The sequence below is a fragment of the Corynebacterium sp. LK28 genome (assembly GCF_014335105.1).
GTDB classification, from domain to species: domain Bacteria; phylum Actinomycetota; class Actinomycetes; order Mycobacteriales; family Mycobacteriaceae; genus Corynebacterium; species Corynebacterium macclintockiae.
Genome location: NZ_PDGZ01000009.1, coordinates 88,606 through 103,192, shown reverse-complemented (window position 1 = coordinate 103,192; position 14,587 = coordinate 88,606). Strand labels below are relative to the sequence as shown.

General features: G+C 56.8%; 14 protein-coding genes. 5 read left to right on the top strand and 9 right to left on the bottom strand.

The genetic code is table 11. From position 1 onward, the window contains the following. The first annotated feature begins 120 nt into the window (after nt 1-120). On the top strand, nt 121-1,308 hold the full coding sequence (locus tag CRD15_RS03880; RefSeq protein WP_034972684.1) for an N-acetylmuramoyl-L-alanine amidase: 1,188 nt from the start codon (nt 121-123) through the stop codon (nt 1,306-1,308). Here CRD15_RS03880 and CRD15_RS03875 read toward each other — a convergent pair. The 9 genes from CRD15_RS03875 to rpmH form a co-directional block, all read right to left on the bottom strand. Beyond that, nucleotides 1,282-2,172, bottom strand: a complete 891-nt coding sequence (locus CRD15_RS03875; protein WP_051891385.1) for a hypothetical protein — start codon at nt 2,170-2,172, stop codon at nt 1,282-1,284. The genes CRD15_RS03880 and CRD15_RS03875 overlap by 27 nt on opposite strands. A 301-nt stretch (nt 2,173-2,473) precedes the next feature. After that, the gene (locus tag CRD15_RS03870) at nt 2,474-3,055 is read right to left on the bottom strand and encodes a nitroreductase family protein (protein ID WP_034981364.1); all 582 of its coding nucleotides are present in this window, start codon (nt 3,053-3,055) and stop codon (nt 2,474-2,476) included. A gap of 15 nt (nt 3,056-3,070) precedes the next feature. Beyond that, nucleotides 3,071-4,294, bottom strand: coding sequence for a ParB/RepB/Spo0J family partition protein (locus tag CRD15_RS03865; RefSeq protein ID WP_187402034.1), 1,224 nt, complete (start codon nt 4,292-4,294; stop codon nt 3,071-3,073). An 86-nt stretch (nt 4,295-4,380) separates the two neighbouring features. Continuing rightward, nucleotides 4,381-5,322, bottom strand: a complete 942-nt coding sequence (locus tag CRD15_RS03860) for a ParA family protein (RefSeq protein WP_043011782.1) — start codon at nt 5,320-5,322, stop codon at nt 4,381-4,383. 128 nt (nt 5,323-5,450) lie between these two features. Next, nucleotides 5,451-6,119: a 16S rRNA (guanine(527)-N(7))-methyltransferase RsmG gene (rsmG, locus tag CRD15_RS03855; protein WP_034993777.1), complete on the bottom strand. Its 669-nt coding sequence runs from the start codon at nt 6,117-6,119 to the stop codon at nt 5,451-5,453. A gap of 322 nt (nt 6,120-6,441) precedes the next feature. Further along, nucleotides 6,442-7,416, bottom strand: a complete 975-nt coding sequence (gene yidC, locus CRD15_RS03850) for a membrane protein insertase YidC (protein ID WP_187401956.1) — start codon at nt 7,414-7,416, stop codon at nt 6,442-6,444. 29 nt (nt 7,417-7,445) lie between these two features. Beyond that, nucleotides 7,446-7,703 (bottom strand): membrane protein insertion efficiency factor YidD, encoded by a 258-nt coding sequence (gene yidD / locus CRD15_RS03845; RefSeq protein ID WP_222866421.1) that lies wholly within the window; start codon nt 7,701-7,703, stop codon nt 7,446-7,448. Between the two features lie 31 nt (nt 7,704-7,734). After that, complete coding sequence (rnpA, locus tag CRD15_RS03840) at nt 7,735-8,124, bottom strand: ribonuclease P protein component (protein WP_034993773.1); 390 nt, start codon at nt 8,122-8,124, stop codon at nt 7,735-7,737. Between the two features lie 80 nt (nt 8,125-8,204). After that, entirely contained in the window at nt 8,205-8,348 is a 144-nt protein-coding gene (gene rpmH, locus CRD15_RS03835; protein WP_005292556.1) for a 50S ribosomal protein L34, read from the bottom strand. A 760-nt stretch (nt 8,349-9,108) separates the two neighbouring features. Between rpmH and dnaA the strand changes: the two genes are divergently transcribed. The 4 genes from dnaA to CRD15_RS03815 all read left to right on the top strand — a co-directional run bounded on the left by dnaA (nt 9,109) and on the right by CRD15_RS03815 (nt 14,485). After that, nucleotides 9,109-10,830 (top strand): chromosomal replication initiator protein DnaA, encoded by a 1,722-nt coding sequence (gene dnaA / locus CRD15_RS03830; protein WP_034993770.1) that lies wholly within the window; start codon nt 9,109-9,111, stop codon nt 10,828-10,830. A gap of 614 nt (nt 10,831-11,444) precedes the next feature. After that, a complete protein-coding gene (dnaN, locus tag CRD15_RS03825) occupies nt 11,445-12,629 on the top strand; it encodes a DNA polymerase III subunit beta (protein ID WP_034966757.1) in 1,185 nt (394 codons plus the stop codon). Between the two features lie 34 nt (nt 12,630-12,663). Then, entirely contained in the window at nt 12,664-13,968 is a 1,305-nt protein-coding gene (recF, locus tag CRD15_RS03820) for a DNA replication/repair protein RecF (RefSeq protein ID WP_187401954.1), read from the top strand. Next, nucleotides 13,958-14,485: a DUF721 domain-containing protein gene (locus CRD15_RS03815; RefSeq protein ID WP_034993764.1), complete on the top strand. Its 528-nt coding sequence runs from the start codon at nt 13,958-13,960 to the stop codon at nt 14,483-14,485. Before recF ends, CRD15_RS03815 begins: the two co-directional genes overlap by 11 nt. Nucleotides 14,486-14,587 lie beyond the last annotated feature (102 nt).

Sequence of the window (14,587 nt, the reverse complement as noted above, 5' to 3'; positions counted from 1 at the left end):
CTAAAGCGGATTGGCGCAATTATCCCTAGAATTGCACCTATGGTTGACCCCCGTTGGCGTTAAGGGCGCCGGCGGTTCTGTGTCACCGCAAGACTTTGAAGAATTGGAGTGTTGAACCCAGTGGATCGTTTGTTTCTCCACGCCGGCGACCGTAGCCCGCGCGTCGCTGAGGTCCGCGGCACCTTGGCGCGCCTCGGGCTGCTCGAAGGGTACGAGGGAGACACCACCGGCAGTAAAGCGCAACGCTGGACCAGCGCCGAGGAGTTCTTCGATGACGAGCTGGTCGAGGCGCTGAAAGCTTTTCAGCAGCAGCGTGGCATCATCGCCGACGGAACCATCACTCCGGGCACGCTGCGAGCGCTGCGAGAGGCCTCCTACACGCTGGGGGCCCGTGTGTTGTCGCTGCAGAGCAATCAGTTCGTGGGGGATGACGTCGCGCAGCTGCAGACTCAGCTACACGACCTTGGCTTCTACACCAGCCGCGTGGACGGCCACTTCGGTCCCCGTACACACTCCGCTGTCGTTAACTACCAGCTGAACTACGGGCTGACGAACGACGGAGTTGTGGGTCCAGATACTCTGCGGGCGCTTTCTTACCTCGGTCGTCGGATTACTGGGGGATCCCCACAATCTATTCGTGAGAAGGAACAGATCCGTTCCGCGGGCCCACAGCTCACGGGTAAGCGAGTTGTCATCGACCCCGGCCTTGGCGGTTCGAGCAAGGGATACATCGTTGATGGACCCTACGGTCAAATCTCCGAGGAGGAGATTCTCTGGGATTTGGCTGGTCGCGTAGAGGGTCGCATGATTTCCGCGGGAATGGAAACTATCCTTTCCCGCCCACGATCGGCAAACCCCACTAATCAGGATCGCGCGAATATTGCGAATGCTTTCGGCGCAGACGTGATGATCTCCCTGCGCACTGACATTTATCCGAACGCGAAAGCCAATGGCGCGGCCACCTTCTACTTCGGTTCTTTGACGGGGTACTCGTCCATGGTGGGTGAGAAGCTGTCCGGCTTCATTCAGCGTGAAATCGTCGCCCGAACCCCGCTACAGAACTGCTATAACCACGGCCAAACCTGGGATATTCTGCGGCTAACGAGCATGCCGACCGTCCAGGTTGTACCGGGTTACCTCACCAGCCCAAAGGATGTGCAGATCCTCAGCGATCCTGCGATGCGTGACACCATCGCCGAAGCGATCGTCGTAGCTGTGAAGCGCCTCTACCTGCTGGATAAGGATGTCCACGCGACCGGCACATTCAGCTTTGTGGAGCTGCTACAGGAAGAGCTTCCGCATAAGTAGGTTCCCAACAGGTCTGGAGGCCTGCTTTCCACCGATTACCGTGGATAGGCGCTCTGGACCATTAACCTGGACGTGGTCTTCCTCCGCAAAATCTCCAAAGAGGGAATGCGAGCCGCCGATTTCCAAGCGGTAACGGGGGAACGTGCTGTGATTCCTGACTACCTTGAATCCCTCCGCCTCGAGGATGTCCTCCGAGAGCATCGGGGCGTAATCTAGAACATCCTCATCTGGATCGGGCGTCTCCGTACCTGCTTCCCATCCCCGGTAAGACTCGGGTACGTACTTCAGCGACTCCAAGGCGCTGTACTCTTTGGGAGCCTTTTCTACTGCAGTATCGTCCACGGGATTGCTGGCGCTTAGGTCACGCGCCTCAAACGCGCCCGCGCCCTCCAGCTGGTGCATCAGTTCCTCATCAAGCTCCTCAACCCGCGCAAAGGACTCGATCGCCTTGATTCCGCGACGATGCGCCTCCGTAATTACCGTATCGATGAGCTGATGCTCCAGGTAGAGACCCATATACGGCAGCGCCACGTGAACGGTACTGAGAAGGATCGCGTCTGGCGAGATAGGAGCCGTCGGCAACTTCTCGATTCCCTGCATATATCTAGCGGGTGCAAAGAATACCGTCGCGGCCGGCACTTGGCGCGTACCTGCATCTCCAGTCCCAACAAAAGCGGTGTAGCCACAAATACCCCACTCCATGAGGACCTTCTGCAACCAAATCTGCTTATCGAAACTTGGATCATCGCAACTTTGGTGCCCATTCCCGTATCCCGCCGGAAACTCCCAGAATGTCGAAGTAGAGGCGCTGGCTTCAATGTCCGCGGAGCACTGTGGGGTAATAGCCCGAATGCTTATATCCATAGTGCTCCTTTCTCTTTGTCTTCCTCGGTGAGTTAGTGGTGCTCTTCCTAGAGGGCCGCATCGCGGAACCGTTTACAAGCAGGAAACACCCTGTTCAACGGCGAGTCGTCACGGTGCGTCACCACTGGGCAGGGGAAAAGCTATTAGCGAAGTGGTATACGAGGTCAATGGTTCTGAAGCGGGCTCATCTACGGAAATCCTATAGGGCGGCGCTGTGCTCCGTGGCAAAACGGAGTAGTTCGAAAAAACAGACCCGATGTTTCACGTGAAACATCGGGCTCTTTAGCAGGTTCAGGGGACTCTAGTACTTGTCATCCACTCGACGGCTAATTGCACGGCCCGGGTGCTCCGGATCTTCGTCGGCGTAACCAGCAGCAATTACTAGCGCAATCGAGCGGTCGTCACGCCCCTCCAAGCCGATTGCTTTCTTAACCCCGTCCTCGTTCCAACCCGTGGTTGGGGAGGTAGAGAGCCCTTGCTCCTGGGCAGCGAGAAGAAGGAAGCCCGCCACCAACATCGCATCGCGGATGCCGATTTCTCGTAGCTTCGCAGCAGACGCCGAACCATTAAAGCCACGTACCTTCTCCGTTAGTTCAGCACCGAGGATTTCCTCTGCATCCTCGGGTACCACCTCCGAACGGCCGACAACGACGAAGACTACCGGCGCATCGAGGAACTGTTGCTGTCCGGAAGCATCGAAGATTGCCTGTTTAACGGCTTGATCACGTACAACGACCAGGTCGCGCATCTGCGCATTGAATGCACTCGGAGCCTCTAATGCGTTGTTCACTATAAGATCCAGAGTTTCATCTGGGATCGGGGCATCTTTGTACTGGCGCGTGGCGCGTCGCTGGGCAATAGCCTCACTTACCGTCAAAGCCATGCTGGGTTATCTCCTCTATTTCTTCTTGACCTTTAGTAGCTCAATGATTCTGTCGAAATCATCGGGCCCGCCAAACTCAACAACGATCTTGCCCTTCTTCTTCCCCATCTGGACAGTTACCTTGGTATCCAGAGCGTCCGAAACCTTATCGACCCAGGTATTGACTTCGTCCGAAAGGGGATTGGAACCACGTTTAGGTGTTCTAGCAGCTGCGGAAGCTTCCTCACCGCGGTTCAAAAGGGTGACAGCTTCCTCCGTCGCACGAACGCTAAGCCCTTCGCTTACGATGCGCTGTGCCAATTTCTCCTGCGTGTCAGCTCCAAGCCTCAAGCCAAGAAGCGCACGAGCGTGGCCGGCGCTCAGCACACCTGCGCCGACCCTACGCTGTACGGAAACAGGCAGCTGAAGCAAGCGAATCATGTTGGTGATTAGAGGGCGAGAACGGCCGATCTTCTTCGCCAGCTGTTCCTGGGTAACACCGAATTCCTCCATCAACTGCTGGTAGGCAGCAGCTTCTTCCAAAGGATTCAGCTGAACTCGGTGGATATTCTCCAGCAATGCATCCCGCAACATTTCATCATCTGCTGTTTCGCGGACGATGGCAGGAATAGCCTCGAACCCAGCGCGGCCGGCCGCACGTAGACGCCTTTCACCCATGATGAGCTCGAAGGTAGATTCCTCATTCGGAGCACGACGCACAACGATAGGTTGCATGAGGCCGAACTCCTTGATGGAGTGAACCAGCTCTTCCAGGGCTTCCTCGTCAAACACTTCACGCGGCTGCTTAGCGTTTGTGCGAATGGCCTTGAGCGGGATCTCTTGATACGAAGCTCCGAAATCCGCGCCGTATGTTTCACGTGAAACATTCGAGTCAGTACTAGCATCAACGGGTTCGCGTCCGGCACTCTCGACAGATGACTCAGTTGCCGCCGAGAATTTCGAATCAGAATCTGAAACGTCACTGTGACGTTTCGCGCCTATACCTGAGGTACCCCCCAAATTTTCGGATGTAACGCTATTTTTCGATTCCGCGGCCACTTTGACGCTGTCGCGAGAGGAACCTACGCCACCGACTGTCGATCGGCTACCGAGAACTATGTCGGCTGCACCATCGCCGAGCGACGGACGAGCCGGCCCCGTAGGAATCAGTGAAGCTAAGCCACGTCCCAAGCCTCCACGGCGCGCATTACCCACCGCGCTAGGGGAGGGCATCTGTGGCTTTCGCGTTGTGGTGGGCATTCGGGTGGGACTCAGAGCCTTTTGAGCGTCAGAGGACTTATCAATCTTCTCCGACGTCTTGCTGCGATTTTTGTTTGCCTTACCCACTATGAGGCACCTCCATTGTGTAACTCAGGGGCGATTCCAATAGGTGCTGTTTCGGCGCTTGGCAGATAGTCCCCGCGCGCGGCGAACTCCTTAGCCGCGTCGTAGTACGCCAGGGCACCAGGGGCACCACCGTCGTATTGCAGAACCGTCATGTTATAGCTCGGGGCCTCGGATACCTTCACGTTGCGGGGGATGTGATTATCCAGCACGACAGAACCGAAGTGAGTGCGAACGTCATCACTCACATTCTGGGAAAGACGGGTGCGACCGTCGTACATGGTGAGCAGCACGCCGGAGATATGCAGATTCGGGTTCAAGTTCTCGCGGATCATTGCAATGTTGTCGATTAGCTGACTCACGCCTTCTAGTGCGTAATACTCACACTGGATAGGGATGAGGACCTCGTCCACTGCCGCCATGGCATTGATCGTGAGCAGTCCCAGCGACGGCGGACAATCAATAAAGATGTAGTCGAAACCGTGTTCCTCAATCCATTCATCGCTAATGGCTTGTGATAGTCGGTACTCGCGACGAACTTCGCTGACCAGGTTGATCTCAGCCCCAGCAAGATCGATCGTCGCAGGGACGCAGAAGATATTGTCGTTCTTGTCGTTTGGTTGCATGACTTCATCCACGGTCATCTCCTTGAGTAAAACCTCGTAGGAGGATGGGGTACCCGCATGATGAACCGCGTTAAGCGCCGTCGATGCGTTACCTTGCGGATCCAGGTCGATGACTAGAACCTTCATGCCCAGCAACGACAGCGACCAAGCCAGGTTGACGGTAGAAGTCGTCTTACCTACGCCGCCCTTTTGGTTGGCAATAGTGATCTTCCTGCACTTTTTCGGCTTTGGAAGCTTGTCCCGGTTGGGGTTTTGCAAGCGGGCGGCCTGCTGTGCTGCACGGGCAATCGGTGTATCATCCATGTCGAATTTCGACATCTAAGTCCAATCTTGAGGTCGAAGTCCGATGTTTCACGTGAAACATCGGGGTGTACGTAAAGAATAATGCAGCGGGTCAGTGCCCACAACGAGAGCCAGAGTCACCCCTAACACCCGCGTAAGACCACTCACTTAATGCGCGGAATGATAATGACGTGGGTTGGCTCTGCCACCTTAGACTCACCGACCATCTCGATGGTTCCATTCCCACCGCCGGCCTTTCGAATCTCCCTAGCATCCCGCTCGAGCTCTTCGGCCACAGAACCGCCCTTGAGCGCCTTCATCGAACCACCTACGCGCACGAGTGGAAGTGACCACTTCGCAAGCTTTCCCAGCGGCGCAACTGCACGGGAGGTAACCACATCAGCTCCACCCAATTGCTTAACGACTGCCGGTTCCTCAGCCCGTCCCCGTACCACCTCACAACCGAGTTCTAGTTGGTCATTGATCTCCGCCAAGAAGTTAGAGCGACGGAGGAGGGGCTCCAATAGTTGGACATGCAAGTCAGGACGGGCTATTGCCAAAGGAATGCCCGGCAAACCTGCGCCGGAACCCACGTCGATCACTCGAGCGCCATCCTCGATCACTTCCCCAAGTACTGCAGAATTGAGTACGTGGCGCTCCCAAATGCGTGGCACTTCGCGCGGACCAAGGAGACCCCTTTCGATACCGGCAGTGGCTAGGAACTCTGCATATGCTCGCGCTAGTGGAAGACGGTCACCAAAGACTGCCTCGGCAGCAGCTGGCGGTTCACCCAGTTCGGAGCTCTGAAGGTTTGCATCATCCTGATCTGGCATCTAGAAACTCCTCCAATAGCCTCGGAATCAAGCAATGTTTCACGTGAAACATTCGTAACCGTTTCACGTGAAACATCCAACGCTTATTACTCGACCCATTCTATAGGCACCGCAGCGGAACCCCGTACCCAGGAGCTCTCTTCTAGCACCTGCGAACATGGAGGCTCTAGACCGCTGCGGCATCCGAAGAAAAACGACGATAGAAGATATAGGTACCGGGGGAGGGGAGGGCGTCAATAAAACAAAAAGACCGCCACCACAACGGTGACGGTCCTTGGAATGCAAGACAGCTATTCGCCTGAGACGGCTAATGCTGCTACTGCTACTTCCGTTTCTTGCCCTTCTTCTTAGGGTTGTCCGGGCGGGCACCAACCTTCGGTGCCGAAGTGCGCTTGGACGCGGCGATTGCTTCCTTGTCGGCCTCTTCCTCAGCGTCCATCTTCTTGTACAGGAAGTACTGCTGGAGGTAGGACCAGGTCATGTTAGTGACCATGTATAGCGCCAGACCAACCTGCCAAGCGAAGCCACCCAGCAGGTACAGAACAGGCATGAACCACAGCATCAGCTTTTGCATCATGTCCATCTGCATCTGCATCTGCTGGGCCTTCGGATCGTTCGCCTTAGCCGGGTTCGCCTTACGGCGCTGCGCCGCGCGATCCATCGACATGCGAGCAGAGAAGTGCATCAGAACAGATGCGACAAGCATCATCGGCACGACGACCAGGATGATGTTCGTACGCGTGAAATCAACAGATCCATCGGCGGAGAACGCGCGATAGTTGTTCGGATCCATAGAAATGAAGCCGGAAAGGGGAGTGCCGAAGATACGGGCGTCCAGGAAAGACTGAACCTCGTGCACCCCGAAGAAGTAGTTCGGGGTGTTTCGAGTCTCCTCAACCGACATCCCCAGCTGGCCGATGCCTTCACCAGTGCGGTTGAAGGAACGCAACACGTGGAACAGGCCCAGGAAGATCGGCATCTGGACCAACATCGGCAAGCAGGAAGCCAGTGGGTTTACACCCATCTCCTTCTGCAGCTTGCGCATCTCGATGGCCAGCGTTTGGCGATCATTCTTGTATTTGCGTTGCAGCTCCTGCATCTTCGGCTGCATTTCTTGCATCTTGCGGCTGGAACGCAGCTGATTAGCCATCGGCTTCACCAACAGAATACGGATGGTGAACACGAGGAACATGATCGCTAGCGCCCACGTGATACCCGAATCCGGGCTAAGGACGTAGCTGAACAGCTTATGCCAGAACCACAAAACGCCCGACACTGGATAATAAATAAAATCCATGGCGACTCGAGGTTTCTCCTGAACTTGGTCTATATAAGCCAGCGAGACAGGCATTGCCTGACCCACAAGCGTAGGGAACGACGAGGCGGGACAGGATCCCAACCTCCCGGATGCCACGGCCCACAGCGGGCCAATCGACCCAACGTAAGCACTGTGCCCTTCACCAGACCATGGCGGCCCAGCGCGATAAGGGCATAGTTGCTGCACGTAGGTTCAAAACGGCACGTTGGCCCCATTTTAAGGGGTGACAGATAACTTTGGTAACCAAGGACTGCACGGCGCGCCAGCTGAGTTCCCCAACCCCCCTGAGATTCATCTTTAGCGGAGTGCTCGTCGGATGCAGCTTCGCACATCAGCGACCAACTCCTCGTTACTTGCGCGGGCGATGGCTGGCAGGGCACGGATCACCACGCAGGTGCCCGCGGGGAACTCGATTTCCCCTTCGTCCAGCACCGTGCGAAACGCATTCCGCAGCTTTCGAGATGTATCGTGCCTGGTCACAGCATTTCCCACAGCCTTCGAGACGACCAGCCCCATACGTGGTCCCGCTGTTGAAGCTTCTTGTAGCGGCAACGGCAACTCTTCCGCCCGCGCGCCCCCGCCCACAAAAATATGAACCACCACAGTGCGGCTGCCCTTTTTCCGACCTTTCCGAATCGTTCGCCCGAACAGGGCGGTTGATCGAAGCCGGTGCTGGGGAGCTAGCACTGTGGTGGCACTTTCTTTATGACGCCTCTACGCCCCCGCCCCTTAAAAGAATGGGGAAAGGAAAGGCGCCGCTGCCTTAGTTAGGCAGTCAGGGACTTGCGACCCTTGTTGCGGCGTGCGGAAACGATGGCACGGCCGGCGCGGGTACGCATGCGGGTACGGAAACCGTGTACGCGTGCACGACGACGGTTGTTGGGCTGGAAAGTACGCTTGCCCTTGGCCACGGTACTTCACTCCTTAACGTTTTAGGCGTAAGCGCACTACAGGCATAACAGCAAACATCCCAGCACGTAGAGGCCGGGATCATCGCTATGCCAGCGGTACGCCCACGAATTTAAGTGGACAGTTGTACCAACAACATCCGAGAGGACTTTCGTCGGTACCAGAGGCACCCGATAGGCAGCGTGGTGATCCACTGCCATGTATGAGTTGCCATAGACGTTTCAAGGATACGTGGCGTTATGGAAGTTAGCCAAATTTTCGGGATTCTATCTCTTGTTATGTGGTGCCCACCTCGGGGTTGGGTGGCTTGTACGAGGGAAAATGAGCTGGTCACGGTGGGGTCAAGTGCGGGTGTGTAGAGAAGATTCTCTGGTTCGTCAAATATTTCCATAACTTGTGGAAAACTCCTCCACCCCCAAAGGTTAAACCTTTACTTTACACCTAGTTATGCCAGGTCAGACCGCTTTTTTGATTTCAATTAGAGTTATCCACAAGGAGCCTGTACCTTGGGGATAACATGTGGAAAGAAGTTATCCACAGGTGTGCATAACTGTGTGGAAACGCAGGACAGAGGATATTTCCTTCTGTGTACTAGGCAGTGAACAGAACGATCTTCGAGCCCGGGTTCAATCACGCTTTTGTTCGCCACCCGAACACCCCCATATTCTTTTGGATAGCCCAAAAGTTAACTCCTGCTATCCGATAGTGATAACCACGCACGCACAATCACACCCACGACAGAACAACTGAGCCGGAAACCTTATGAGTAATTCGAACTTCTCCATCGAGGAGCACTTCCCCGACATGTGGGATGCCATCATGCACGACTGGCTTGCTGATAGCTCCTCGGAATCCCCCGACCCGGATCTACCAGCGATTTCACCAAAGCAGCGTTCGCTGTTGCGCAAGGTTAAACCGGTGGGGCTCATGGGTCGCATTGTTGTTCTGGAGACCCCCAATAGGTGGACCAAGGAATCGATCGAGCAAGACCTCATCGATCCCATCAAACACGTCCTAAAAACCCGGCTAGATCTGTCCGTCAGCCTTGCCATCACCAGCACCAATGGTGATTCTGCGGACAGCGATGCAGAGGAAACTACCCACGGCACTGGTGAAACTGGGCGCGGTACCCACGAAGGGGCGTCCACACCACAGTCCGTAGCAACCGCAGAGGACCTTTCGAATACAGAGGTCGAACAACTCGTCACACAGGCCGAGGAAAAGAACAAGACAACCACGGAGGAAGCACAACAGCGCCGCGAGCACGACGCGGATGAGTTAGCGGGGCAGTACTCGGCGAGCGAGAACCGAATCGACCCCAACCCTTCGCCCACGCCGCGGCATTGGACACACAAAGAGCAGGCAACCTCGGAGCAAACCTACAGGTCAGCTGCGCGCCACAGTTCGCCGACGCAACCTTCGTCGAACTTCAATGACGGCCTTGATGGCGACTCCCTGCTGAACAAGAACTACACGTTCGACAGTTTCGTCGTCGGCTCCTCCAACAACTTCGCCGCCGCCGCCTGCCGCGCAGTCGCTGAAGCTCCGGCCAAGGCGTATAACCCGCTGTTTATCTGGGGCGAATCCGGATTGGGCAAAACGCACTTGTTGCACGCCATCGGGCACTACGCCAAAGAGCTACAGCCAAACATGCGGGTGCAGTATGTGAGCTCGGAGGAACTGACCAACGACTTCATTAACTCCATTGCGAATGACACCCGCGAATCCTTCAAACGCCGCTACCGCAACCTGGATATGTTGATCGTCGACGACATCCAGTTCCTGCAGAACAAGGAATCCACGCAGGAGGAGTTCTTCCACACCTTCAACGCATTGCACCAAGCCAACAAGCAGATTGTGCTGAGCTCCGACCGGCCGCCGCGGCAGCTGACCACCCTGGAGGATCGCCTGCGCACCCGCTTCGAAGGCGGGTTGATTACAGATGTTCAGACCCCGGATCTGGAGACGCGCATTGCGATTCTGACGAAGAAGGCGGAATCGGACAATGTGCAGCTTCCGGAAGACGTGAAGGTCCTCATTGCCAGCCGCTACGAGAAATCTATTCGTGAGCTGGACGGTGCTCTTATCCGCGTGACTGCTTATTGCGCCCTGAGCCACGAACCGCTGACCGTGGAGACGGCCGAGATTGCGCTGCGTGACATTTCGCCGGCGGATCAGGACGTGGAGATCGTGCCTCAGCACGTTATCGAAGTTGTGGCGAACTACTTCAACCTCACCACCGACGAACTTGTCGGTAAGGGAAGAGCCAAGAAGTTCGTGCAGGCCCGGCAGATCGCCATGTACCTGTGCCGCGAATTGACGGATCTGTCGCTGCCGAAGCTGGGAAGTTCCTTCGGTGGGCGCGACCACACCACCGTCATGTATGCCGAGCGACGGGTGCGGGAATCCCTGTCGGAGAACAAGAAGGTATTCGATCAGGTGCAAGAGCTCACCCAAAAGATCAAGTCTCATGCCCGGGATTAATCCCACAATGTGGCTTTGTACCCCCTAGCCGCTGTTGCTATCCGGGTGTGAGCCCCAAGTTACTCACAGTTATCCCCAGTTTTGCTTAGTTATCCACAGCCAGGCTGGGGATTACTCGTTGTGCCCTGACCTTGGACAGCACCCGACTCGGGCGAGTTATCCACAATTCCACAGGGTTTTCCACAGGTGTAATTTCAATTTTGTAATTTAGGGGGTAAGGCGAACATGGCTTCGCAGCGAACCGGAAAAGCAGTGAAGGTTAGACACGTCACAAGACGTTCCCTGAACCGTTGGGGAAAACCGCACCTAAACTGGGGATATAGCAGTGGATGACATGTGTACAACCCGCCTGCCTTCCAAGTTATCCACAGGCGAGAAGCGTTATTCACAGTTTGTCCACCGAGACATCAACATCCCGACACGGCCTGCGAACTGCATGGATTAGGCTTTGTGCACAGGATCCACAACACCTACTACGACTGCTATCTCTTTAAATAAAAGGGAATAAACAGAAATAGAGCTTGTGGGTTAATCTTGATCAGACGAACCTCAACATGCGCTTCGCGCGTATGAGCAACGAGAGCAGCCACGAAAGCACGGGAGTTAAATTGAGCATGGATAGCCAGACAGTGAGTTTCATTGTTCCCAAGGATGACTTCGCATCCGCCCTTGGTTGGGTAGCCCGCTCCCTGCCCAGCAAGCCGACCCAGCCCATCCTTCGCGGTGTGATGATCGTTGCGGATGACGATGGATTGGAACTATCCGGATTCGATCGCGAAGTCTCCACCCGCGTACGCATCAATGCAGAGGTCAACGAACCAGGCAAGATTCTCGTCGCCGGCAAGCTGGCCTCCGATATCGTCGGTTCCCTTCCGAATAAACCGATCAATATCGAGTTCGACGGCACCACCGTGACCCTCAAGACTGGCAAGTCTAAGTTCGAACTCCCAGCAATGACGATCGAGGACTACCCGGTTCTACCTGAACTCCCGGACGTCACTGGCACCATCGATCCAAACCTGTTTGCAGAATCGATTGCGCAGGTCGCAGTGGCTGCAGGTCGTGACGATACCCTGCCGATGCTCACCGGCGTTCATGTCGAAATCGACGGCGAAAATGTCATTATGGTCGCCACCGACCGCTTCCGTCTGGCAGTCCGCAGCTTCCAGTGGAATCCTGCGCAGGCTGATGCGCAGGCGAAGCTCCTCATCCCGGCCCGTACCTTGGCTGACACAGCGCGTTCCATGGATCCCGCAAACACCGATCCGATCGAGATCGCTGTGGGTACGGGCGAGGACATCGGTGCGGACGGCCTGCTCGGCATCTCCACGGAATCCCGCCACACCACCACCCGCCTGCTCGACGCGGAATTCCCGAAGTTCCGCCCCCTGCTGCCGAAGACCCACACGGCTCTAGCCAGCGTAGAAATCGCCCCACTGCAAGAGGCCATCAAGCGCGTATCCATCGTCGCCGAGCGCAATTCGCAGATCCGCATGGACTTCAAGGACAACACCGTCACCCTGTCCGCGGGCGGTAGCGATGTTGGTTCCGCGACGGAAACCCTGGACTGCGCTTTTGCCGGCGAACCGCTGGTCATTGCCTTCAACCCGAGTTACCTCAAGGAAGGCCTGGCGGCTATCCACACGCCGCGCGTTGTTTTTGGCTTCACCATGGCCTCCCGCCCGGCGATTCTGCTGCCAGATCCGGGTGACCTGCCGGAAGCCGATGCAGAAGGCAACTTCGCTACCCCGGAAACCGACTTCACTTACCTGCTGATGCCGGTTCGCCTTCCGGGCTAAACGACGTTAAACGACGCGTTACCGTTGACTCACCGTGTATGTCTCGAATCTTCGTCTGAGTAATTACAGGTCGTGGAAGGAACTCGACCTGCAACTGAAGCCTGGCATCACGATCTTTTCCGGCCCCAACGGCCACGGTAAAACCAATATTGTCGAGGCTCTCGGATATCTGGCCCACCTCAGCTCCCATCGCGTCAACACTGATGCGGCCCTGGTGCGGCGTGGCGCGGATCTAGCCAACGTATCCGCCACTGCTGTCAACAACGGTCGCGAACTCACTGCTCATCTGGCTATTCGGGCGCGGGGGGCCAACCGTGCGCACATCAATCGGGCAGCCATGAACTCTCCGCGCGAAATCCTTGGCGTGGTTCGTACAACGTTGTTCTCCCCGGAAGACCTCGCTTTGATCCGGGGTGAGCCGGAGCAGCGCCGCCATTTCCTGGATACGATCATGATCGCCCGCTACCCGCGCCTAGCTGCGGTGAAAGCGGACTACGACAAGGCCCTGCGCCAGCGCAACGCCCTGCTTCGTCAGTCGGCCTTTGCCCTGCGCCTTGTTGTCGGCGCGCCGAAGGGGGCTAGCCACAACCTCTCGGAGGAAATCAAAACTGATGCCGAGTCGGCTCTTGCCACCCTCGACGTGTGGGATACGCAATTGGCCGCGCTCGGCGCGCAGATCATGTCAGCCCGTGTGCAGATCGTCCATGATCTGGCTCCTCATCTGCAGCAGACCTACCAGTCGTTGGCTCCGCAGTCGCGTCCGGCGCACATGGCTTACACCTCGACCATTGATCCGGAACTGGCTGATCTGGGCATTTACCTTGGCACCAGCGAACCCGACCAGCCAACGGCACTGCTCAGCCCCGAGATCGCTGAGGCCACGCTCTTGCAGGCCTTCGCCGCTAAGCGCTCCCAGGAGGTCGAACGCGGAACTACGCTGCTCGGCCCCCACCGCGATGATCTGAAATTGATGCTCGGTCAGCAACCCGCCAAGGGTTATGCCTCCCACGGCGAGTCTTGGTCTTTCGCCCTGTCGCTGCGCCTCGCTGCCTTCTTTATGCAGCGCGGGGACGGGGTTGAGCCCGTCGTTATCCTCGACGATGTCTTCGCGGAGCTTGATTCTTCTCGACGCCACCACCTCATCGACCTCATCTCCAGCGCCGAGCAAGTCCTCATCACGGCTGCGGTGGACGAAGACATCCCAGAGGCACTGCGGGATGCGGCGAAGATTTACACTATTGACGAGCTCAAGGCTTCTGCCACCGACGGCACGGGAGCTACTGAGGTTGAGGATGTCGCGGAGCGCAGCGTGAAGGGTGGCGAGAACGATGGCGATTGATCCGGTAGCCCAGGCCCTCGCCGCTATGAAGAAGGCTGGCGGTTTCCCGCAGGCCGAGTTGCCGACGGTGGCGTCACCAAGAAAGGACAAGAAGAAAACACCTGGTAGATCCACCAGATACAAGACACGTTTGGATGGGCGCCTTGACCGCAGCTATCGCGATCCGAAGCGTTTCGGTGCGCTAATCGGGCGGGAGATCAAGCGCCAGGGCTGGCAGCAGCGCGTCAGTGTCGCCCGGATCATGAACGCCTGGCCGGAGCTGGTGGGCGACAAGATTGCTGAACACACCCGGCCGGTGCGTTACGAGGAAGAGGCGCAGATTCTGGTGGTGGAGTGCGATTCCACTCCGTGGACTACGCAACTGCGGTACATGCAGACCGTGATTCTGCAGGCCATCGCCAAGCGTGCCGGGGAGGACGTGGTGGCGCAGTTGCGGATCGAGGGACCGAACATCCGGCGACCGAAGTATGGCAAGCTCCGCGTGAAGGGTCGTGGCCCACGGGATGACTTCGGATAAAGGTTTCCAGCACATCGATCGGCCCAAACGGCCTGTCCAATGGCGCCTTTAGGGCTCCGACGCGGTAGAATGGGGTGGTTATTTACGCGCGCGAGAAAAGGA